The organism is Paracoccus nototheniae (assembly GCF_004335005.1).
Lineage (GTDB): Bacteria > Pseudomonadota > Alphaproteobacteria > Rhodobacterales > Rhodobacteraceae > Paracoccus > Paracoccus nototheniae.
In genome coordinates this window covers 1-22,429 of sequence record NZ_RQRT01000038.1, presented here as the reverse complement: position 1 = coordinate 22,429, position 22,429 = coordinate 1, and the positions used below count along the sequence as shown (strand labels likewise).

19 protein-coding genes are annotated in these 22,429 nt (G+C 61.1%); 12 read left to right on the top strand and 7 right to left on the bottom strand.

What is annotated here, in order from left to right; all coding sequences use genetic code 11:
- Window positions 1-366: 366 nt before the first annotated feature.
- The gene (locus EG885_RS22750; RefSeq protein WP_165571141.1) at window positions 367-525 is read left to right on the top strand and encodes a hypothetical protein; all 159 of its coding nucleotides are present in this window, start codon (window positions 367-369) and stop codon (window positions 523-525) included.
- Window positions 526-547: 22 nt separating this feature from the next.
- On the opposite strand, the gene EG885_RS13810 is transcribed toward EG885_RS22750, so the two are convergent.
- The 3 genes from EG885_RS13810 to ku form a co-directional block, all read right to left on the bottom strand.
- Window positions 548-1,669, bottom strand: coding sequence for an HPP family protein (locus tag EG885_RS13810; RefSeq protein ID WP_242679660.1), 1,122 nt, complete (start codon window positions 1,667-1,669; stop codon window positions 548-550).
- 117 nt (window positions 1,670-1,786) lie between these two features.
- Complete coding sequence (gene ligD, locus EG885_RS13805; RefSeq protein ID WP_131575553.1) at window positions 1,787-4,219, bottom strand: DNA ligase D; 2,433 nt, start codon at window positions 4,217-4,219, stop codon at window positions 1,787-1,789.
- Window position 4,220: 1 nt separating this feature from the next.
- Window positions 4,221-5,078: a non-homologous end joining protein Ku gene (gene ku, locus EG885_RS13800; protein WP_131575551.1), complete on the bottom strand. Its 858-nt coding sequence runs from the start codon at window positions 5,076-5,078 to the stop codon at window positions 4,221-4,223.
- 510 nt (window positions 5,079-5,588) lie between these two features.
- On the opposite strand from ku, the gene EG885_RS13795 reads away from it, so the two are divergent.
- From EG885_RS13795 to EG885_RS13785, 3 genes are read left to right on the top strand one after another with little or no spacing between them, the layout of a single operon-like run.
- The gene (locus tag EG885_RS13795) at window positions 5,589-6,413 is read left to right on the top strand and encodes a manganese catalase family protein (RefSeq protein WP_131575549.1); all 825 of its coding nucleotides are present in this window, start codon (window positions 5,589-5,591) and stop codon (window positions 6,411-6,413) included.
- A 54-nt stretch (window positions 6,414-6,467) separates the two neighbouring features.
- Entirely contained in the window at window positions 6,468-7,112 is a 645-nt protein-coding gene (locus tag EG885_RS13790) for an SRPBCC family protein (protein ID WP_131575548.1), read from the top strand.
- A gap of 3 nt (window positions 7,113-7,115) precedes the next feature.
- Complete coding sequence (locus EG885_RS13785) at window positions 7,116-8,285, top strand: zinc-dependent alcohol dehydrogenase (RefSeq protein ID WP_131575546.1); 1,170 nt, start codon at window positions 7,116-7,118, stop codon at window positions 8,283-8,285.
- A gap of 888 nt (window positions 8,286-9,173) precedes the next feature.
- Here EG885_RS13785 and EG885_RS13780 read toward each other — a convergent pair.
- Window positions 9,174-9,629, bottom strand: a complete 456-nt coding sequence (locus EG885_RS13780; RefSeq protein WP_131575544.1) for a DUF1810 domain-containing protein — start codon at window positions 9,627-9,629, stop codon at window positions 9,174-9,176.
- A 271-nt stretch (window positions 9,630-9,900) separates the two neighbouring features.
- Between EG885_RS13780 and EG885_RS13775 the strand changes: the two genes are divergently transcribed.
- The 4 genes from EG885_RS13775 (at window position 9,901) to EG885_RS23575 (ending at window position 13,081) form a co-directional block, all read left to right on the top strand.
- Window positions 9,901-10,641 carry a hypothetical protein gene (locus tag EG885_RS13775; protein ID WP_131575542.1) on the top strand — a complete coding sequence of 247 codons (741 nt, stop codon included), beginning with the start codon at window positions 9,901-9,903 and terminating at the stop codon, window positions 10,639-10,641.
- On the top strand, window positions 10,601-11,863 hold the full coding sequence (tal, locus tag EG885_RS13770; protein WP_242679659.1) for a transaldolase: 1,263 nt from the start codon (window positions 10,601-10,603) through the stop codon (window positions 11,861-11,863). Before EG885_RS13775 ends, tal begins: the two co-directional genes overlap by 41 nt.
- 199 nt (window positions 11,864-12,062) lie before the next feature.
- Window positions 12,063-12,560: an MgtC/SapB family protein gene (locus EG885_RS13765; protein WP_207392280.1), complete on the top strand. Its 498-nt coding sequence runs from the start codon at window positions 12,063-12,065 to the stop codon at window positions 12,558-12,560.
- A gap of 197 nt (window positions 12,561-12,757) precedes the next feature.
- On the top strand, window positions 12,758-13,081 hold the full coding sequence (locus EG885_RS23575) for a DUF6522 family protein (RefSeq protein WP_415639300.1): 324 nt from the start codon (window positions 12,758-12,760) through the stop codon (window positions 13,079-13,081).
- A 248-nt stretch (window positions 13,082-13,329) separates the two neighbouring features.
- Here the strand turns inward: EG885_RS23575 and EG885_RS13760 are convergent, their stop codons facing one another.
- The 3 genes from EG885_RS13760 to EG885_RS13750 form a co-directional block, all read right to left on the bottom strand.
- The gene (locus tag EG885_RS13760) at window positions 13,330-14,337 is read right to left on the bottom strand and encodes a Gfo/Idh/MocA family protein (protein WP_278248486.1); all 1,008 of its coding nucleotides are present in this window, start codon (window positions 14,335-14,337) and stop codon (window positions 13,330-13,332) included.
- Between the two features lie 124 nt (window positions 14,338-14,461).
- Window positions 14,462-16,828 (bottom strand): GH36-type glycosyl hydrolase domain-containing protein, encoded by a 2,367-nt coding sequence (locus tag EG885_RS13755; RefSeq protein WP_131575538.1) that lies wholly within the window; start codon window positions 16,826-16,828, stop codon window positions 14,462-14,464.
- Between the two features lie 23 nt (window positions 16,829-16,851).
- On the bottom strand, window positions 16,852-17,880 hold the full coding sequence (locus EG885_RS13750; RefSeq protein WP_131575536.1) for a LacI family DNA-binding transcriptional regulator: 1,029 nt from the start codon (window positions 17,878-17,880) through the stop codon (window positions 16,852-16,854).
- A 225-nt stretch (window positions 17,881-18,105) separates the two neighbouring features.
- Between EG885_RS13750 and EG885_RS13745 the strand changes: the two genes are divergently transcribed.
- The 4 genes from EG885_RS13745 (at window position 18,106) to EG885_RS13730 (ending at window position 22,288) form a co-directional block, all read left to right on the top strand.
- Window positions 18,106-19,338 (top strand): ABC transporter substrate-binding protein, encoded by a 1,233-nt coding sequence (locus EG885_RS13745; RefSeq protein WP_131575534.1) that lies wholly within the window; start codon window positions 18,106-18,108, stop codon window positions 19,336-19,338.
- A gap of 71 nt (window positions 19,339-19,409) precedes the next feature.
- Entirely contained in the window at window positions 19,410-20,309 is a 900-nt protein-coding gene (locus EG885_RS13740; protein ID WP_242679657.1) for a carbohydrate ABC transporter permease, read from the top strand.
- On the top strand, window positions 20,306-21,205 hold the full coding sequence (locus EG885_RS13735) for a carbohydrate ABC transporter permease (protein ID WP_131575532.1): 900 nt from the start codon (window positions 20,306-20,308) through the stop codon (window positions 21,203-21,205). Before EG885_RS13740 ends, EG885_RS13735 begins: the two co-directional genes overlap by 4 nt.
- 3 nt (window positions 21,206-21,208) lie before the next feature.
- The gene (locus EG885_RS13730; RefSeq protein WP_131575530.1) at window positions 21,209-22,288 is read left to right on the top strand and encodes an ABC transporter ATP-binding protein; all 1,080 of its coding nucleotides are present in this window, start codon (window positions 21,209-21,211) and stop codon (window positions 22,286-22,288) included.
- Window positions 22,289-22,429 lie beyond the last annotated feature (141 nt).

Here is a 22,429-nt window from a genome sequence, read left to right as displayed (position 1 = left end):
TGGATCGGGAGAAGGAGCAGCATACCGGAGCGGCCCGGATGTCTTCGGCCGCGCATTTGTGTCGGCTAGTCGAGGTAGGCCGTGCCGTCATGTCTTGATGTCATTCCGTTTGACCGGCGCAGAACCTTGCGGCCCTTCAGTTGTTCCCGGCTCGCACGCTTTTTTTGATCATTTTTTGCACGGGGAGATCGTAGGCGACTACGCTTTCACGCCGGTCGGTGAAGTATCCTGTCGGATGTGGGCCGAGGCGCAGATTGAACCGTCGACGGTGGGCTGGAACAACGGGTCATGTCGCCGGTTGGTGGAGCAGACCCAGATGCGGACATTCCAAGCGTTTTCGGGTCTGAACACAGGAAAGAAGCAATCATGACCACCGATCAAAAGCCCGACACCGGACAGTCCGCCCCCGAACGCGAAAATGGGCAGGGAAACCACGAGGGCGTTCCTCATGCCCCTGAGGAATTCGATGTCCTGAACCCGGCCAAGCTGAAACGTGAACCGGCAAGCGACAAAACTGCGGAATAACTCTGCGCTTTTGTTCAGCCGCTCAGCTTTTCCGAGGGTCCGAAAGCGTGGCGCGGGCCAGCGCCGCGATCATATCAGTCTGCGTCACGATCCCTACGAGGCGCTCACCGGACAGGACTGGCATCGCATCGCATCGACCACTGGCCATATTGATCAACAGGGCGCTAAGCCGCGTGGAAGGCGCTGCAGTGGGTATCGTTCGGGCCATGATATCGCTTGCCCGGGCGGCATGGCCGGGGCTGGCGGGATCATGAGATCCCGTTTTGCCCAGCACATGTCGTTGGTAAACCAGCCCCAGATAACGATCCTCATCGGTGACGACCGGCAGGGATGTGAAACCATGCCGTAAGAACAGATCCGTCAATTGGTTCACCGACGTGGTCGCGCGCACCGTCACCAGATCACGAGACATGATGTCGGCCGCCGTCGCCCCATGTGCGCGGCGGCCAGCCGCCATTATTTCGGCGGCGGCGATCAGGCGCGACAGATCCTCGACGCCAAGGTTCAGCGACTGGCGATAACGGGACAGGATCGCCGTCAGGTCATTTTCCGACAGGCCAAGGCGTTCAAAGGGTGCGCGATCCGCCGTCTGATGCGGACCCTCGGCGGCGAACTGACGGAAGGGATAGTGTCGTCCGGTGGCGCGACCGTAAAGTACGCCTGCAACAACCAGAATGGCGGTGCCCAATGCAACAGGGCTCAGCGCAAACCATAGCCCGGATTGCTGGGCCAGATCGGGGCTCATCGCTACGGTCATGGCGACGGCCCCGCCGGGCGGATGCAGCGCGCGCAGCATGATCATTACGGCAATCGCCATGCCGACCGCGACCGGAATGCGAAGCGAGGGGTCGGACAACACCGCGCAGGTCGCAATGGCCACCAGCGCTGAGACAGTGTTGCCGATGACTGCCGACCATGGCTGGGCCAGCGGGCTGGCGGGGACGGCAAAAATCAGCACGGCGCTGGCGCCGAAAGGTGCGATCAAAAACAGTCCCAGATGCACTTCACCCGATGATGCCAACACGATGACACCGGCGACGATCAGCCCCAGCAGCGCTCCCACCCCGGCACGCAGGCCCTCTTTCAGCGACCCCGATGGGATAGCGGGGCCAAGAGCCTGAATGATCCGGGTGAGAAGGGTCAATGTGCTGCAAATCGCGTCAGTTGTCGCCATGAATGACTAATCGTTACGCAATCGACTGGCAAGGTGATCGCCCTGCCGCCAAACGATGGGCGCGACAGGGCGGTCGGCCGAGGGGGGCTAGTCCCTTGCCCGAGACATCTCGGACAACGCGCGATCCAGCGCCTCGATCACCGGCGCCGTCAGGTGTTGCGGTGGGGGCGGGACGACATCGGCCCAACCCCGGTCCAGAGCCTGTCTGGTCGAGAAGGCCGAGGCCTTGCGGATGCGCGCCAACTCGTCCCAACTGATCGGACAGGCCACCGGGGCGCCGGGGCGGGCGCGGACCGAAAAGGGCGCGATGGCCGTGGCGCCGCGCTCGTTGCGCAGCCAGTCGATGAAGATGCGGCCCTTGCGTTTCACCTTGGACATCTCGGCGGTGAAACGTTCGGGCTGGGAGCCGGCGGCCAGCATCGCCACGCCGCGGCTGAACAGCTTGACCGTATCCCAACTGGCCTGTCTGCGCAGAGGCACAATGATGTGGATGCCCTTGCCCCCCGACAGCATCGCCCACGAGGCCAATCCCAGTCCGGTCAGCCGGTCGCGCAGGTCCAGCGCGGCCCGGCGGGTGGCGGCAAAGCCAAGTCCTTCATCGGGATCCAGATCGAAGACCAGACGGTCGGGTCGGTCCAGCCGGTCGCGGCGCGCGCCCCAGATGTGGAACTCGACGGTGCCCATCTGGACGGCGCCGACGATGCCCGCTGCGTCGGTGACATAGGCATAGGGGGTAGCACTGCCTTCAGCATCCTCGATGTCCTGAACCTTCAGGGCGTCGGGAAAGCCCTTGCCGGGGTGTTTCTGAAAGAACCGCTCGCCCGCCATGCCGTCGGGAAGGCGCAGCAGGGACAGAGGACGGTTCGCGAGTTCGGGCAGCATCAGCGGGGCTGCGGCCAGATAATACTCCGCCAGCCCGGCTTTTGTCAGGCGGGGCGTCTGGAAGATAACCCGGTCGCCGCTGCTGAGAGCGATCCCGGCAAGGGTCGGGCGATCCAGCGGCACGGGCGGTGAGGTGGCCTGCTTCGGGGTGGGTTTGTCAGTTTGCAGCCCCAGAAAGACCGCATGGCGCAAACGACCCTGCGCGGTTGTTTCGGCATAGTCGATCCGGGCCACCAGCTTTGGCGCGATCCATGTCACGCCCGAAACCTCGCGCCTCGGTGCCTCGACAGGTGCGGTCTTGCGTGCCAGAGGCGCCATGCGACGGGCAAGATCCGCCATCATCTCGTCATCAAATCCGCTGCCGACCTTACCCAGATAGACCAGCCCCCCGGCCCGTTGTTCCGCCAGCACCAGCGATGCGAAGGGCCGCCCCCGGCTGTCGCTCTTTTGCCAGCCGACGATCAGGAATTCGCCCTGCCGACGGCATTTGATTTTCAGCCAGTCGCGGCTGCGCCCACCGCGATAGGCGGCGTCGGTGCGCTTGGCGATCAACCCCTCGCCGCCCGCACCGCAGATCATCGAAAACGCCTCATCCGCCGGGCCATGAATGACCGGCGACAGAGTCAGCGCGCCCATCGGGGGCAGGGGGCGGAACAGCTTTTCCAGCGCCGTGCGGCGTTTGGTCAGGGGCAGGGCCATGAGGTCGCGCCCGTCCAGCTGCAACAGATCGAAGGCGACATAGCGAAACGGCCCGCCCGCCTTGATCGCGTCCTGCAGGGTGCCAAAACCCTGCAAGCCGGCCCCGGCGACGATTTCGCCGTCCAGTAGCGCTGACTTGCAGGGCACCCCGCGCAAGGCGGGCAGCAGGTCGGCAAAACGGTCGGTCCAGTCATGACCGGCGCGGGTGAAGATGCGTGGCCCGCCTGCGCCTAGCGCAACCTGCGCGCGGTATCCGTCCAGCTTCAGTTCATGCCAATGGGTCGCGGCATCGGCCAGATCTTCGGTCAGCGTCGCCAGTTGCACCGGCTGATGGCGGGGCAGAGTGCCCCGATGGTCTGGCAAAGCGGCAGGCTTGTCCGCCTTGATCGCCGCAAAGCTGCGCCCCGAGGATGCGCTGGTCTTGTAGCGTGCCACGGGGTCGCGTTGCTGTGCAGCCTCGTCGTCGATCTTGACCAGCAGCCAGTTCTCGCGCTTGGCATCCGCGGTTTTGCCCTTCATACGGATCAGGTTCCAGTCACCGGTCATCCGCTGGCCATGCAAGCGGAACTTCAGGTGCCCCTTGGACAGGCCGCGCGCGGCAGGCTCCAACGGTTGCCACCAGCCCAGATCCCACAGCATGACCGTGCCTGCGCCGTAGTGACCCTTGGGTATCTGGCCTTCGAAGGTCAGGTAGGACAGGGGATGATCTTCGGTTCGCACCGCCAGCCGCTTTTCTGCGGGATCAAGGGACGGCCCGCGCGTCACCGCCCAGGACAACAGCACGCCGCCCCACTCCAGCCGCAAGTCCCAATGCAGCCGGGTCGCATCGTGATTCTGCATCGAATAGCGCAACCCGAGGCGCGACGGCGTGCCATCAGCCGACGGCTCGGGGGTCGCCCCGAAATCGCGCTTGTCCAGATAGGGGCCCAGTCCCGCCATCTCAGGCCGATTTGGGTTTGGCCCGACTGCGGGCGGGTTTCTTGGCGGGCGCTTTCGGCTTGCCGCCATCCTTTTTCAAGCTGTCCTTCAGCGCCGCCATCAGATCGACGACGTTCGTGCCCGAGGGACGGCTGTCGCCGTCATCGTCGGCCTTGGCGCGCGGGGTCTTGCGGTTCTTGCGCTTGGCCTCGATCAGGTCCCGCAGCGCCTTGTCATAATGATCCTTGAAGGCCTCGGCGTTGAAGGGAGACGATTTGCGCTGGATCAGCTGCGTCGCCACCTCCAGCAGGTCCTTGTCGCTGGCCCCATCCTCGATTGAGGCGAACAGCGGCTCGGCCTCGCGAATCTCATCCTCATAGCGCAGGGTTTCCAACAGCAGCCCATCGCCGCAGGGCCGGATCGCGCAGAGATATTCGCGGCCCCGCATCGTCAGCTGGCCAAGCGCGGTCTTCTTCTCGGCCCGCAAGGCGTCGCGCACGACGCGATAGGCATCCTCGGCCAGATCATCGGTCGGAACGACATAGTAGGGCTTGTTGTAATACAGCGGCGGGATCTCGGACTGATCAACAAACTGGACCAGTTCTAATGTCTTCTTGGTGTCCAGCTTGATCGCGTCGATCTCCTCAGGATCAAGCAGCAGATAATCGCCGCCTTCCACCTCATAGCCCTTCAGGATGTCATCGGCATTGACCGGCCCCACCCCCGCCACGGTCTTTTCGTATCTCACCGGTTTCCCCGAAGGTCCGTGGATCTGCCGAAACGAGACCCGCGCACCTGATTTGGTCGCAGGATGCAGTTCGACGGGGATGGCGACAAGGGACAGGCGCAGCTGACCCTTCCAGACGGCACGTGACGCCATGACAGCCTCCTTTTGCTCATGTGAACGGCATCGTCGTCGCGCGATCCGCCCAAATACTTCGGCACGTCTTTAGCCGCCAGTTAACCCGATCATTGTTGCCCAGAACAAGCACGAGTTGCTTCCAGACGCACTTGGGGTGGTCAATTGCACCGTGGATCGCGCCGTAATGCAGGCTGCCTCGTGCGACTACGATGGACTTGTCAGGGTGCGATTTGACGAATTTCCGTCTTTGCCGAGCCAAAGAACGAACCGCAGTATAGCAAAGCCAAGTTTTCTGGATAGCGCTGATGGCCTAACAAGAATCAAGTGTCTCCCCACAGGCGCCCTGCCGCATTCCGATAACACTCGCAGTTATATGACCTTAGCTTAAATTCCGAATTTCCCGGACGGCTTTTGACGGCCCTTTTTTGCCACTGCTTACGACCGCGGTTGATAGGCCCAGGAACAAACGCGGTCTCCTCTGGTTGGACGCCTGCCCGACTAGGGTTCAGCATAAAAGGATATCCGGACATGTTTTACCACTCAGGTAAGCTGCAATATCACGTGCGCGTCGACCGCCCCGATCCGCAATTCGCCAAATACCTTCAGCAGGCCATCGGCGGCGTCGAGGGCGAGATCCGGGTCGCCATGCAATACTTCTTTCAGGCGATGGGCGCGCGGGGCGATAGCAAGTATCGCGACATGCTGATGATGACCGCGACCGAGGAACTGAGCCATATCGAGTTCCTGGGCCATGCCGTGGCGCTGAACCTGGATGGTGCCCCTCTGACGGTTCAGGAGGAGGCCGCCCGCGACCCGATCGTGAACGCGATCATGGGCGGCGCCGATCCGCGTCATATCCTGTCCTCGGGTCTGTCGGCGATGCCGGTGGACTCGAACGGCATCCCCTTTGACATGAGCCACGTCTATGCCTCGGGCAATCTGGCCGCGGACATGATGGCCAATGCTATGGCAGAGGGTAGCGGACGTGTGCTGGCCTCGCGTCTGTACAACATAACCGACGATGCCGGGATGAAGGACATGCTGTCATTCCTGATCGCCCGCGACACCATGCACCAGCAGCAGTGGATGGCGGTGATTGAGGAGTTGGGGGGCATGGAGGCGGTGCTGCCGATCCCGAACTCCACGCCCATGGAACATGAGGCGACCGAGCATTCCTATTACTTCCTGAACACCTCGCTGGACGAGCCGACACCGGAAGGGCGCTGGACCTCGGGTCCGTCGCTGGACGGAAGAGCGGAATTCACCGTCCGGGAGACGGTCGAGCCCTTGGGACAAAAGCCGGATCTGGGCCGCGCGCGTCCCAATTCGGGCACCCAGATCGAACAGCAGTAAGACCTGTCGCGGCACTGGCCTCCGGGTGCCGCGCATTTTCGGAAAGGACCGCCCATGCCCCATAATCATTATTCCGACCGCGACCATCCCCCCGCATCCGGCCCCGGCTTAGGGGCGATTCTGGGCGTGTTTCTGGGGGCCGCGGGTGCCGGCTATCTGCTGGCCCACCGCCCGGCTCGCCGCCCTCACGACAGCGCCCCGGCCCGGACGGCCAAGCATGCGTCCCAAGGCCGCTTCGCGATTGCTGGTCGTACCGTGACCATCGCCCGCCCCCGGGACGAGGTCTATGCCTTCTGGCGCCAGTTCGGGAACCTTGCCGGTGTAATGGAGAACGTCCACGCCGTCACCACCGAAGGCGAGGTCAGCCAATGGACCCTGCGCAGCCTTGGCCATGACATCACCCTGCGCACCCGCATCACCGAGGATCGCCCCGGCGAGGTCATCGCATGGGCCTCGACCGACGAATCCGAGATCGAGACCACGGGCCGGATCGCCTTCCGCGACGCGCCGGGAAACCGGGGGACCGAGGTGACGGCCATCATCGCCTACGTCCCACCCTTCGGCGCGCTCGGGCGGGTCGTGGCCAAGCTGTTTCAGGCCGACCCCTCGATTCAGGGCCGCCGCGAGCTGAAGCGGCTGAAGATGTTTCTGGAAACCGGCGAAATCGCCACCCCCCTCAATCGCAGACAGGAGGCCTGATCCATGCGCGCACTGACATGGCACGGCAAGCACGACGTCCGCGTCGAGACGATGCCCGATCCCCAGCTGGTGAACCCGCGCGACGCGATCATCGAGGTAACCTCAACCGCGATCTGCGGGTCCGACCTGCATCTGTTCGACGGGGTCATCCCCGGCATGCAGGCGGGCGACATTCTGGGCCACGAATTCATGGGCCGGGTGGTCGAGACCGGCCCCGGCAGCACGCTGAAGGTCGGCCAGCGGGTGGTGGTGCCCTTTACCATCTCCTGCGGGGCGTGTTTTTTCTGCCAGCGGGCGCAGTTCTCGGCCTGCGACAATTCGAACCCCGCCGACAAGCAGGATCTGACGGAAACGATGTTCGGTCACGGGGCGGCGGGTCTCTTCGGCTATAGCCACCTGACGGGCGGCTATCCGGGCGGGCAGGCGGAATATGTGCGCGTGCCGTTCTCTGATGTCGGTCCCATCGTGATCCCCGAGGGAATGGATGACGACGAGGTGCTGTTTCTGTCCGACATCCTGCCAACCGGATGGATGGCCGCCGAGAACGCCGATATCGAACCCGACGATACCGTGGTGGTCTGGGGCTGCGGCCCTGTCGGACTGTTCGCCATTCAGGCCGCGCGGCTGATGGGCGCCGCCCGCGTCATCGCCATCGACCACTATCCCAACCGTCTGGCTCTGGCCCGCCGGATGGGCGCCGAGGTGATCGACTTCAAACAGACGTCGGTGCTGGAGGCGATCATGGAGATGACCGGCGGTATCGGCGCCGATGCGGTGATCGACGCGGTCGGGATGGAGGCGCATGGCTTTGCGCTGGACACGGTGATGGACAATATCAAGCAGGCCGTCGGCATCGGTGTGGACAGCGGCCATGCCCTGCGCGAGGCGCTGCTGGCGGTGCGCAAGGGCGGGCGCGTGTCGATCCCCGGGGTCTATGGCGGGTTCATGGACAAGTTTCCGCTTGGCGCCCTGATGCAGAAGGGCCTGCAGCTGCGCACCGGCCAGACCCATGTTCAGGCCTATACCCATGATCTGCTGCACCGCATCCAGGAGGGGCAGTTGGACACAACCTTCATGATCTCGCATCGGCTGCCGCTGGAAGATGCCGCCAGGGGCTATGATGGCTTTCGCTGGAACCAGAATGACTGGACTAAAGTCGTCCTCAAGGCGTGAAACGGATTTTCTTCTGGCGTCGACCACGGGGGACGCCGAGGGGTTTCTGCCACCGGACGGCATGGACTGGTGGTGTATGACAGGTTGGACGGCCCGTCGCTGTTCGACCATCTGCTGATCGGCTGTCGCCTCTTGAACAATGACCCGCTGGCATTGCGGTTCACGATCTCGCCATAAGGCGCACTTTGCAGCGCCCGCCGCTATTGCCCCCACAGCAATGTCCAGGAGACGCAGTGTATCACCGGTGACGGCACGGCGATCTTGAATGAAAGCCTTAACAGTTCGACGCCGGGCAGCTGCAGTGGGATGAGTTGGCCGGCGGGAAGACATTGGTCGACCGTTAGATGGAATTTAGCATCGTGCTGCAGCCGCACCATCTGGCGGGCAGGCCCAGACCCTGTACGGACATCCCGGAGCTTGTGATAAGTTTGATGTCGGCTCGCCTCCTGGGGCTTGCGATCCTGCCTGCGGACTGGGCATCTCAAACAGCTACTCGTCGTCGACCTGTGTCGTGATGGTCGGCCAGAAGCATCCGGTGGGGATCGGAGGTAACACCGACCTACTGCGATGCTGTTAGATAAGGTTCAACGAATGACCAGCCGCAGGCCGGGCGGGGTGATATGATCGGCGCTAGGTCGTAGGCCGGCTAAGGATGTTTACTCTGCTTTGAAAGCCAGAAGGCCAATCAACCGATCATGTCTGAATGTCCTGCCCCTACTGAGCATACATTCCGGATCATTCTTACCACAGTGCAAAAGGCTCATCAGAAACTTTCAGCTTACAAAATCTGATGCCCCGCAGCCCGCGTGGATTGACCACTCCGGCGAAGCACCCTCGGTCGGGATGCTGAAGGAGAGCGTTCTCTGATCGTGGGAGCAAGTTCCTGGCCTAGTCCGGGGCGGAATGAAGGCGATCTGCCGTGATGCGGCAGTGTTGGCCGTTAAAAAACGTCGTGATGACATTCTTGAAAACGTCCGGTTCGTCGCGTGCAGCGGTCGCGAACAGCGTGGCCGAGGAGCGAAACTTGCCGGCATCAACAGTGCCAAAGATCGCCTCAGCCGAAATTTCGCCGTGAGAGAGGGCGGCATTGGTGCAAGCGACGAGGCGTGGTCCCAAGACCGGATGCATAAGATAGCGTCGCGCCTCGTCCAGATTTTCGATGCCATAGAATAAAGACATAGTTGACTGCCCCAAACCTCGCAGCTGGGGGAAGATGAACCACATCCAGTGGCTCTGCTTGCTGCCCCGCTTCAGTTCTGACAGAGCATCGAGATAAGTGCCGTCTTGAGCAGCAACGAAACGGTGTAGCGTGGCATGGCTCTCTGCGTGAGAAATGCGGATCATTTCAGTTCTCGACCTTCATGGTTTGCGGCTTAGTTAATGGAACAACGCCGGGATAAAGATGGCGGGTCATCCGATGTTAGTTTCGCATTACCATCGGCATGCCGGTCGATGACGTTTGCCGCCGTATAATGGCTGCCTGCCGACTCTACCGTCCTGAGAAACCTCCAACGCCGGCCTTCATTTACACCTAAAAGTGGATGCCGGGAACAAGTGGTATTGGATCTGGTTTAAGACAGGATGCTTGGGACGCGGACAGATTTGGGAGGATCACATGAAATTGCATACTATGCTGATGACCAGCAGCGCGTTGGTTATAATCGGAACAACAGCTATGGCGGACTGCGCAGCAGAATTGGCCCTGCTTCACGCAGGTGACGCAAGTGCTGCCCATGGTGGGGGAATATCAAAAGATGGCTCCCTGGCGCCGCTGGAGATGCCGGATGCTGCGGTTGGAGCTGACAGTGCCGCGTCCTCCATGAACGATGACCCCGCCTCGGCCGACGACAGCCCTGCTGCGGGCGACATGGATGCCGCTGGCAGCACGGCTGCGACGAGCGACCCGGCGTCTGCCGACCGCCCTGCTGCCACGGGTGTACCATCTTCGCTCGTCGCTCCCGCAGCCTCGAGTGAGGCAGGCGGCGAAGGGATCGCCAAAGACGGATCGCTGGCGCCGCTTGAAGGAACCAAGGCGGAAGCGAGCACCCCAGTTGCGATGTCGGGTCAAGATATCGAGGCCCAACAGGAAGGAGATCCAACAGCCGCTGAAAGTGCTGCCAGCAGCCCCCCATCCGCAAGCGCGGCAGACGCGACACCGACGGAAACCGGAGGTACGGCCTCGGGGGATTACGGCCCTACGGCCGCAGCAGATACCGCGAGCAATGATGCATCAGCCGAAGATGCAGTTTCTGTAACCTCGGACCGCAGCGCGCTGCTTTCCGAGGCGCAAGCTGCGCTTGATAACGGCGACGAAGATGCTTGTCGCGCCGCTGTGGAGAAACTCGAGGCGCTCTGAGCGTCCTGATACGGCCTTCCGCGCATCGTCACCGAAGGCCGTCACGCTGGCGCGGATGGGCTGGGCTGCACTTTATCTCTGTTCCGGTGCGATGGTTCATTCGCGTGAGTTTCTAAGACATTACGAGGACGAGGCCGTGCATCTCGATCCGGACCGGTTCGACAGTTTCGTGTGTGGCGGGTTTAGACCGCACTGCGGAAAGATGATTTGCAAGCAGTCACCAGAGCATGCGTGGGCTATCCCCCGTGGCAGGCTAACAGATAGACAGGAGAAGACGCCAGTGAAGACGGTTCTTGACCAATTGCGCGACATGACGGTCGTGGTTGCCGATAGCGGCGACGTAACGGCGGTCAAACGCTATCAGCCGATTGATTGCACGACCAACCCCTCGCTCGTGCTGGTCGCCCTGTCAGATCCGGCATCCGAGGAGATGATCGTCGCCGAGATCGAGGCGGGTCGCAAGGCGGGCCTATCCGCTCCCGCTTTGACTGATACGCTGACCGTGGCGGTGGGAGCGCGGCTCAGCGGGCTGGTACCCGGCCGCGTCTCGACCGAGGTTGATGCGAGACTGTCCTTTGACACCGATGCCTCGGTCGCCCGTGCCCGCGCCATCTTGGCCGATTACGCCGAACGCGGCGTGGTTCGAGAGCGGATCCTCATCAAGCTGGCATCAACATGGGAAGGGATTCGCGCGGCCGAAATTCTGCAAGACGAAGGCACCGACTGCAATCTGACGCTGCTGTTTTCCATGGCGCAGGCGGTAGCCTGCGCTGATGCAGGGGCTTATCTGATCTCGCCCTTTGTGGGACGCATCACGGATTGGTACAAGAAGGCTGAGGGGGTCGATGGCTATGATTCACTTCAGGATCCGGGCGTCAACTCGGTCCGCAAGATCTATGACTATTACAAGGCCAACGGCATCGCGACCGTCGTCATGGGCGCATCCTTCCGTAATACGGGCCAGATAAAGGCGCTGGCGGGTTGCGACAACCTAACGATATCGCCCAAGCTGCTGGATGAATTGTCTTCTGAAGTTGCAGACCTGCCCCGCGCCCTGAGGCCCGGACAGGCCCATGCCGAACCGCACAAACCAATAACCGAAGCGCAGTTTCGGTGGGACATGAACGTCGACGCCATGGCCACCGAGAAACTAGCTGAAGGGATCCGTGACTTCGATGCCGACCATCACAAGCTAACCCAAATTATTGCTGAACGGTTCTAGGGTGCAGAGCAGGCTGAGCGCGCCATGCGTCCGGATGCGTGGTGCGCTCAACACGACGTCGATGGAGTTCTGTCACAAGACTTAGTGACAAAACCCCTTGGTTCTTAATCCTCGAGCAGTTCAGAACTGGCTGCTTGGCACAAATCGCTTTCGTGGCTACGTTTGCGAAGCGACCGTTCCGGTCAACAAAGGGGCTGCCGTGGGAGACGAAATATGGCTGACTATTCGGAGCGAATTTTCCGACGTCCCGGATGTCGCCACACTGACGCGCATCACGGTGCGGTTGGTACTTGCAGCAACCCTTGGCGGTATTTTGGGGTATGAACGAGAGCGGAAGGGTAGAAGCGCGGGCGTTCGCACACATATGCTAGTTGCCGTTGGTGCGGCCCTCTTTGTCTTGGGTCCGCTACGGAGCGGGATGGAAATTGGCGACATGTCACGCGTGCTGCAAGGCATTGTGCAGGGAATTGGCTTTCTCGGCGCCGGTGCGATCATGGTGCGGTCTGCACGGCAACAAATCGAAGGGCTGACGACAGCTGCGAATATTTGGGCCACAGCGGGCATCGGCGTGATGGCCGGTCTCGGGTTAGAAGCGACAGCAGTTTTGTCGGCGGCGGTTGTACTGATCATCCTTGCCGCAGTACCTGTCGTCCTGCCGAAAGCTTCTGTGGCTGACCCACAAGATGATCATCGATAACGGCGTTATTTGGGCCGCTTGCGATTGTCGATGCCCTAGTGACGGAGCTGATCAGGGTACCGAACTGCGTTTCTTTCCTGGTTCGGCCTGATGCTGTGCTGGGGACATATCAAGCGTGGTGCAACGCAGCTTTCTGAGATTTTGATCTTGAGCTACGAAGGTCGCAAATTCCACCAAACACTTCCTTCGTCCGCGAAATGAACAGCTTGCTGCCAGGTGAACGAAGCAGAAACCTGAGGAGGGAGAGGGAAGTCATGAGGATCGACTTTAAGAATGGGCAGCCTCTCGTTGAGGCAGTGCAAATTGCACCCCTGTTGGGGCTCGATGTGATCGGCTTTCAAGTGTTAATGCAGTCCGGAAACATCAGAACCGGCGTCGAGCGCGGCACCGGTAATGACGCGGGCAAGCTCCGCCTGACGTTTCAGTCGCCTCAGTGGCAAGCCCGGTTGACCTGCGCAGAAGACGGGACGGTGTTGACGACGTCACGGCTGAGAGTCGTCCCAACGGATCCCCCGCACTGACTTCGTAAGGCAGTAGGATCGTCATCTTCGCGAACCCGGGGTCGTTCTGGCAGAACGGTTCGGACAATCGAATGGCGCTTATGCTACGCGCTTTAGTCCAGCATATATTGCAAGGGCGAAAGCCTCTCGCATAAGAATTCGAAGTGAGCTGCTGCCGGTTTCGTGGGCAGCAGGTTTGGGTGACGTCGTTGGGGTAAGCACACAGCCCGAGGTCGCTCGAGATGAACTCGCTGATGCGCCGAAGAGGGTTACCCGATCTGTGCGCGCCAATTCTCTAGGACGGTGTTGTTACCCATACTGAACGCAGGGCTCATCTGCGGCCACGTGAGGCCTGTGCGACCCTCGGCAATGGCCCGGCTCGCGGCTTCGGCTTCAAATGCAAAGAGATGCTCCGGATGACGGAGGTCTTCGACGCGCCGCTGTCCCGCTGTCGTCACCTGGATGCGCGCGTCCGACGGCCCCCTGTCGCGCCCGGGGGTCCAGGGGGTCGGAAGCACTAGGCTGCCCCGGTCGCCCTCGACATGAATGACGTTTTCCATCGTCTGACGGATCGCACAGCCGATTTCGGCAGTGATGCCATTGGCGAACACCAGCGCGCCGTGGGCGACTTCGACGACGCCGCTCTGGCCAATCGACCCAGTCCCGCTGATTGTTTCTGGCTCAGCGTACCGACCCTGCGCCACTCCTGCAAAAAGGCGTGCGGCGGAAACGGGATAACCGCCGACATCCAAAATAGCGCCGCCGCCCAGCTCTTGTGAGAACAAGCGAGAGCTGGGGCTGAAGGGCGCTTCGAAGCCGAACGACGCACGCATGTGTCGAAGCGTGCCAATCTCGCCCGATCGTATGATCTCCACCGCCCGCGCGATTTGCGGATGGCACAGGTACATATAGGCTTCCATGAAGAAAACCCGGCACTGCTCCGCTGCCTCGACAAGCGTCCTGACCTCGGCGGCGGTGATCCCGGCCGGTTTCTCGACCGATACGTGTTTGCCAGCGCGGATTGCCATCAATGCCTGCTCGGCGTGGAAGGGATGCGGGGTCGCGATGTGAATGGCGTCCACCTGCGGATCTGCGCACAAATCGCGATAGTCGGTGTATCGCTTCGTCTCGTCCAGACCGTAGCGATCTGCGAACGCGCGCCCGCTTGCCTCGGTGCGGCTCGCCACCGCGATGAGAACGCCCGAGGCAGCCTGTGCCATGCCGTCTGCAAAGTTCCGGGCGATATTCCCGGGGCCTACCAGACCCCACCGTACCATAGTCATGTGGTGTTCTCCTCATTAGACGGTGCGCGTATTTGCTGGCAAGGCGGGTCCGCGCGCCCAGTCACCACGGTGGCCGCGCCGTGACAGGACGGTACGCCGCCCTGTGCCGGTGATGGGGCTATGCCCGCTCGGGGAGCCTCACCCGGACCTGATAGGTCCTGCCACGTTCGACACGCCTCAGGACGTCTCCATCGAGCAGCTCTCGGTCCACGTCGATTTCCCGGTCTGTCAGGCCACAGACGCGTTCAACGTCAACCTCGAAGATCGCGCCCCGGAATGTCCTGCGGAAGCGGCAGCGATCCCAGTCCGAAGGGATCTGCGGCGCGATCACGACCCCGTCGCGGGTGCCCCGAAGGCCGCAAAGCTGCTCAATCACGAGACGGTAGAACCAGGAGGCCGTGCCGGTATTGAACAGATTGCTCGACCGTCCCGCGGTTCGGGGATACTGGCGCCACGCCCCGCGATAATAATTCGGGATGTAGAGCGGCAGTTGTCCGCGGACGGCAATGTCTTCCGCCTTGGGTTCGGTCAGCATTGCGCGTAACACGCGGTACGCCCGATCACTTTCCTTGATATGGTAGAGGCCTGCTGCGTAGAAGGCGGCTGCGTGGTTGTAGACCGCGCCATTCTCGGCACTGCCGGGCCATTTCTGGGTCAGCCGACCCACATCTTCGCGCATCCGGGTGTAGGCAGGGGCGAACATGGCGACGCCGTAAGGTGTTTCGAGGTGCTCATCAATGGCGCGCAGCATTCGGGCCTGGCGATCCTCGTCCGCTGCGCCGCAGAGCATCGCCCAGCTTTGAGCGTTGAGGTAAATCCGCCCCTCTTCGTCCGCAGAGACGCCGAAATGCTTTCCGTCGTCCGTGATGCCCCGGGCATACCAGTCGCCATCCCACAGATGCGCGTTGATCCGCTCGACCAAGGCACCAGCCTCGCCTCGCAGCCATCCAGCCGTTTCCCGGTCCGCCTCTGCCTCACAAACCTCGGCCCAGAGAGACATGGCATAGCTCGACGCCTCAGCCAGCCACCCCGAGACGCCCTTCCCCTTGTATCCCACCATGTTCATGGGGTCGTTCCAGTCGCCCTGCGCAATCAGAGGCAGGCCGCGCTCGTCCACCTCGCCTGCCAGGAAGCTTAGCGCGCGCGTGACGTGGTCGTAGAGGCTATCTTTCACATCGCTGTCAGACCAGCCGGCCGACGCGGCCAAGATGGAGCGGTCGTTTGTTTCGTCCAGATAGGCGCAGGTCGCAATCACCAGCCAGACCGCGTGGTCGGTATGGGGGATCTGGTTGATATATTTCAGCGTCGCATCGGGGCGCAGCAGGATGCCATCCGGCACCTTGCCGGAGACGGACTGCTGGCTCGCGGTGCGCAGGATGACCTCGCGGGTCGTGTCTGGCCGGATAAACACCATGCCAAGCGCGTCCTGCAAATAATTCCGCGTCTGTGGGTCGGTCGTGAGGCGGTTGGTGTCGCCATGATAAAATACCTGTCGCGGCAGCCAGTGGTTGACGAATGCGTCGAAGGCCGCGTCGGGCGTCTCGATTTCAAAGCTGCCCAGCCCTTCAGCCATGTAGGCGCGGGTCGCCTTTTGCACCGCGTCTGCGTCGCCGCGCAGGTATTTGCCGATCAGCATGGCGACTTCGGATTTGTCATGCGCAGGCCCGAATATCAGACGGAAGCGCTCGCATCCGCCTGCGGGGAGCAGCAGATTGTATTGCAGGATGCCAGCCGGGATCTCATAGGCCGCATCGCCGCCTGCCAGATTCTTGCCTGCTTGTAGCGCCGATGGGTCTGCAAGCCCGCCCTCACCCTCGAAGGCCTGCTGCGAGACTTCGAAATGGTCCGGCAGGCGGTCGGCGGCAAGAAATGTGATATCCTTGAGGTGGCGGTTCCGAAAGTAATCCTCGACCGCCTGATACGGGGTCACGCTGGTACAGATGACGGCGCCCAGTTCGGCGTCAAAATGTCCGCCCATATTCATCCATGACATGTAACCGACTGGAAAATAAGGGACGAATGATACGTCCCGAGTGCTTTCACCGATATTGCTTACCGTTGCTGTCCAGATCTCGGCCACGTCATCTTCGGGCAGTTCGAGACAGAGTTCCACGCGCAGCCCGTCCTTCTCTACCGTCCAACGCATGTCGGAGAGGCCCGGCTCAAAGACAAAGCTGTCCGGCCGCGCACGCACTGGCTCGTGGGGGACCGAAAACAGCGACCCGCTTCGGTTGTCGCGGACATAGAAGAAGCGGCCCGGGTGATGGGCAAAATAGCGATGCTCGGGCTGCATGAAGCTCTGCCCGGCAATCGTCGGAACGTGGGCGTATTTCCTCGGTTCGGGGTCCATGTACTGGCTGACGGCGTAGCCCCGGCAGGTCATCTGGATCATCATCCGCCGATTCCACAAATATCCGGCCGCGGCCGGCGCCAGCATGGGGTCGGTCAGGCGAAAACGGGTTCCGTTATCGATGAATTCGGGCATGTTCGTCTTTCGATGCTGCGGAATCAGAGGGCGAATAGGGGCGGCGCGGTAGATTTGCGCACGCAAAGGGTGGGCTCAAATCGCTCCTGGAAGGGCATGTCGAGACCATAGGTAAGGTTGAGGAGCTGGCGGCACGCCGATTGCGTCATCTCGACAATGGGTGCGTGAATCGTACTCAGCGCAGGAACCATGTAGGCGGCGAAATCGACATCGTCATAGCCCAGCACGGACACTTGTTCCGGCACCTTGATGCCACGGGCCTGGAGGCGGGCCGCGACCACCATCGCCACCTTGTCGTTGCCGCAGAACACCGCAGTAAAATCGCCCGCCGACTGCATCAGGCTGTCAGCGGCTCCCTCTCCACCAGCATAGCTGTACGCGCCCTCAATGACGCGTTCAGGCGCAACCGGATTGTTCAGTCGCTCCAACTCATCGACGAAACCGTTATGGCGCTGTTTGGCGTCCTGAGCCGAGAGCCGGCCAGTAATGACGGCGATCTTTCGATGGCCGAGGCCGTGGAGGTGCTGGGCGGCAAGGCGCCCGCCACGGTCGTGATTGATGGAAAAGGCCCGGCCGGGCAGCGCCTCAACCTGGCGGTTGATGCAGACGAGGTTCGGATAGCGATCCGACAGGCTGGCGAGCTTGAAATCGCCGAGCCGCGACCCCGCCATAAGGATGCCATCGCAGTCCCGATTGATCAGATAGTCGATATGCGCAAGCCGGTCCTCATCAGTCTTTGCATCCTCGGCATTTGCAAGGATCATGTGTTTTCCCTGCTGCCGCAGCTCCAGCTCGATGGCCCGGATCATCATCTGGTAATAGGGCCCCTCAAGCGACGGCACCCATACCCCCACAAGCTCTGAGCGACGCGATGACAGCGAGCGGGCTATGCTGTTTGGCCTATAGTTGAGTTGACTGATCGCAAGGGCGATTTTCTCGGCAGACTTTTGCGAAATAGAACCGTTTCCAGAAACGAATCTGGATACGGTCCCCGACCCGACGCCAGCAAGCTTCGCCACGTCTTTCAATGTCGCAGTCTTATGTTCTACCATGATACTGCCTGAATTATTCCTATTTTATTACATATACTTGATACGGAGCTGCATCACTTGTCGCCCGCCCTGACGCGTTGCCTTAAAGCAGTTGTCGCAGGAACGATTGACAAGATCAAGTCACCGTGTTTGAAATGGAACCGGTTCCATTGGAGGTTCTGGAGCACGTCGCCGTCCTTACTTTTCTGGTCAGCGAAGATCTATTTTGTGCATTGGGGAGGACACATGTTTCACAAGACAAAACTGATGGCGCACACCGCCGTCGCGCTGGCCATCGGCGCAGCCGCAGGGCATGCTCAGGAGGCAGAGGTCATTCACTTCTGGACCTCCGGTGGCGAGTCGGCGGCGATCTCGGTTCTGGCTGACGCGTTCGAAAAGCGCGGCGGCGAGTGGATCGACAATGCCATTGCCGGCGGTTCGGCAGCCCGCAGCGCCGCCATAAACCGGATCATTGGCGGCGACCCGTCTACCGCCGCCCTGTTCAACACCTCGCAGCAATATCACGAGATCATTGCCGAGGGCTTGCTGAACGACATCGACGATGTCGCCACCCGGAACGATTGGGACAACCTTTTGCCGGCCCCGATCGTGGATGCGATAAAGGTCGACGGCAAATACTACGCGGCCCCCGTCAATATCCACATGCCGCTCTGGATCTGGTATTCCTCCGGAGCGCTAGAGCAGGCAGGTATTGAGTCGCCTCCTGAGACGATGGAGGAATTCTTCGCCGCGCTCGACGCCTTGCAGGCCGCCGATATTACACCGCTCGCCCTTGGTGGTCAGCGTTGGCAGGAAAACCTGCTCTTCTCCGCGATGATGACCAATGTCGGTGGGCGGGATCTTTGGACCGGCGTCTATGCCGACAAGGACGAGGAGGCGATAAGCTCGCCCGAATTCCGGGAAGTCATCGAAACCTTCATTAAGCTCAAACCCTATGTGGACAGTGCCTCGCCCGGGCGAAACTGGAATGACGCCACGGCGATGCTGATCGGTGACACCGCAGGATTTCAGGTCATGGGCGATTGGGCCAAGGGCGAATTTACGCAGGCCAATCAGAAAATTGGCGTCGATTACAACTGCCTGCCGGGTCTGCGGGAGGATGCCCCTTATGTGCTCGGCGGCGACGTATTTGTCTTTCCGCGAACCGAGGATCCGGCTCAGATCGAGGCTCAGACCATGCTGGCCGAGACCATAACCGCTCCGGACGTTCAGGTGGCGTTCAATAACCTCAAGGGTTCGATCCCGGTCCGCTCCGACGTCGACTTATCCGCGTTGGATCAGTGCGCCGCACTTGGCATGGAGATCATGGCCGACCCGTCGCGCCTGGTGCCGGATGCATCTCAGATGATGAACGAGTACGTCTATGGTTCGGTCCAGGACGTTGTCACCGAACTCTGGAACACGGACATGAGTGTCGACGAGGCGGTCGACCGCTTCGGCAACGCGCTGCGGAACTGATCCGGAAAAACAGAAAGTCTGGTGGCGGAGGGAGGACCTTGTCTTCCCTCCATTGGCAGAGGGAGGATACCTTGCAGACCGCTCAACTCATCCGGCATATGCGACGCAATACTGCAGCGTATCTGGCCCTGTTTCCGATGGCCGCTATCGTCATTTTCGCCTATCTGGGCACCATGGCGTGGTCGGTCCGCCTTTCTTTCACAAGCTCGCGCATGCTCCCCAGGAACGACTTCGTGGGCTTCGACCAGTATGTCCAGCTTTTTGGCACGTCGCGATGGCTGACCTCGCTGGAGAACTTCGTCTTCATCGCGATCTTCTTTCTTGCGATCTGCTTTGTCTTGGGAACGCTACTGGCAATCTTCATCGACCAGAACGTGCGCGCGGAGGGCCTGTTCCGGACGGCCTTTCTCTATCCCTACGCCATGTCCTTCGTGGTGACCGGCCTGATGTGGCAATGGATCCTCAACCCTGATCTGGGGATCGAGCGGACCATGCGTAATCTGGGCTTTTCGGAGTTCGTCCTGGACTGGGTGGTCAACAGCGATACCGTCCTTTACGCCGTCGTCCTGGCGACTGTCTGGCACGGGGCCGGTCTGGTGATGGCATTGCTCCTTGCCGGCTTGCGGGGCATCGACACGGATCTTTGGAAGGCAACGCGGATCGACGGCATACCGCTCTGGCGCGCCTATGCCTTCATCATTCTGCCGATCCTTCGACCGATGATCATCACCTCGCTGGTGCTGCTGTCGATCAGCATCGTCAAGATGTACGATCTGATCATCGCAATGACCAATGGCGGTCCCGGAACGGCCAGCGAGGTTCCGGCGAAGTTCATCATGGACAACTTGTTCGAGCGCGCCAATATCGGCCTAGCCACGGCGGCATCGACGACCATGCTGGTCACCGTCCTGCTCATCATCGCGCCGGTTCTCTATTCGCAATACCTTGGCAAGAAGGGGACCACGGCATGAGTGTGGCCGAAACAACCGCGCCGTCACTCCGGCGCCCGGTGACCTCTCAACAGCGATGGGGCCGTATCGGCATCTATGCCTTTCTGGGTGTGATGACCCTCTTCTTTCTGCTGCCGCTCTACGTGATGGTCGTCACTTCGCTGAAGACCATGGACGAGATCCGGCTTGGCCAGATCTTCGCACTGCCCGTGCGGCCCACGTTGGAGGCCTGGGCGACGGCATGGTCCAGCGCCTGCACCGGGCTCGACTGCACCGGGCTTCGCATCGGCTTCTGGAACTCTGTCCAGATCCTGATCCCAAGCGTCATCCTGTCGATCCTTCTGGGCGCCCTCAACGGCTATGCGCTGTCATTCTGGAAGGTCAGGGGGGCGAACCTGCTCTTTGCCTGCCTGCTGCTGGGCGCCTTCATGCCCTATCAGGTGTTCATCTATCCGCTTGTGCGCTTCTATTCCCAGGCAGGCATCTACGGATCGCTGTCGGGGATCGTCCTCACCCATGTCATTTTCGGGATGCCGGTCATGACACTCCTGTTCCGGAACTACTATTCGGGACTGCCCTCAGAGCTGTTCAAGGCGGCACGGGTCGATGGCGCCGGATTCTGGGCGATCTTCTTTACCATCATCCTGCCGATGTCGGTCCCGATCACCATCGTCGCGGTCATCATGCAGGTGACGGCAATCTGGAACGACTTTCTGCTGGGGCTGGTCTTCGCCGGGCGGGAAAACCTGCCGATGACCGTGCAGCTGAACAACATCGTCAATACCACCACGGGCGAGCGGGCCTACAACGTCAACATGGCAGCGACCATCCTGACGTCCCTGGTTCCGCTGGCCGTTTATCTTGGGTCCGGTCGCTGGTTTGTCCGTGGCATCGCATCCGGCGCCGTAAAGGGGTAAGTCATGACTTCCGTTTCCATCCGCAATCTTGAGATCCGCTACGGCCAGCAGGTCGTCATGGACAATCTTAACCTGGACATCCGCGACGGTGAATTCCTTGTTCTGCTCGGGCCGTCCGGCTGCGGAAAGTCCACCCTGATGAACGCCGTCGGCGGGCTCACCGACGTAAGCGGGGGCAGCATCCATTTCGACGGAAAAGACGTGACCTGGCTTGACCCGAAAGACCGTGGCATCGGCATGGTGTTCCAGTCGTACGCGCTCTATCCGACGATGAGCGTGCGAAAGAACATGTCCTATGGCCTGCGCATGGCCCGGGTCGACCGTGCAACGATCGAAAAAAAGGTGTCCTGGGCCGCCGATATCCTGCAGATCACGCATCTGCTCGACCGCAAGCCCGCCGCTCTTTCGGGCGGACAGCGCCAGCGGGTGGCCATCGGCCGCGCCCTGGTGCGCGACGCGGACATCTTTCTCTTTGACGAGCCCTTGTCGAATCTCGACGCCAAGTTGCGCGCAGAGCTGAGGCTGGAAATCAAGAAGCTGCACAAGTCGATCGGCTCGACCATGATCTACGTGACCCACGACCAGATCGAGGCTCTGACGCTCGCGGACAGGATCGCCGTCATGAAGGACGGCATCATCCAGCAGCTCGACACCCCACTGAACGTCTATAACAAACCAGCCAATGCGTTCGTTGGCAGTTTCCTCGGCTCGCCTGCCATGAACAAGGTCGAAGGACAGCTTGCGATGCGCGACGGCGCTCTCACCTTCGAAGCCGGCCGCTTCGCGCTCGATATCGATGCATATCCCTTTGCCGATCGCGTCGAGAGCGGACAAAAGGTAACGCTCGGCCTTCGGCCCGAGCATATCGTCCCGGCCGACGGCGTATCGCCGCAGTTCGAAGTCAATCTGTTGCTGATCGAACCGATGGGCAATGAAATTCTGGCTTGGTCCGATTTCGAGGGGATCAGTCTGGTGCACCGATTGAGCCAAGACGATAATTTTATGGTGGGAAATCCCTTTTCCGTGAACATCGATACCAGGAAGGCGTCCTTCTTTGATCAAGCTACCGGAAAACGACTTTAGTCAGGTAGCATCCTTAGGGTCAGGATGCATTGATTTCCGTTTCGCGGCGTGATTCACGGCCCAGAAACGGAGCGGTGACATGAGCGACCTTTTCTGGCTGACTGCCGCGCAGATGGCACGCATGGCCCCCTTTTTTCCAAA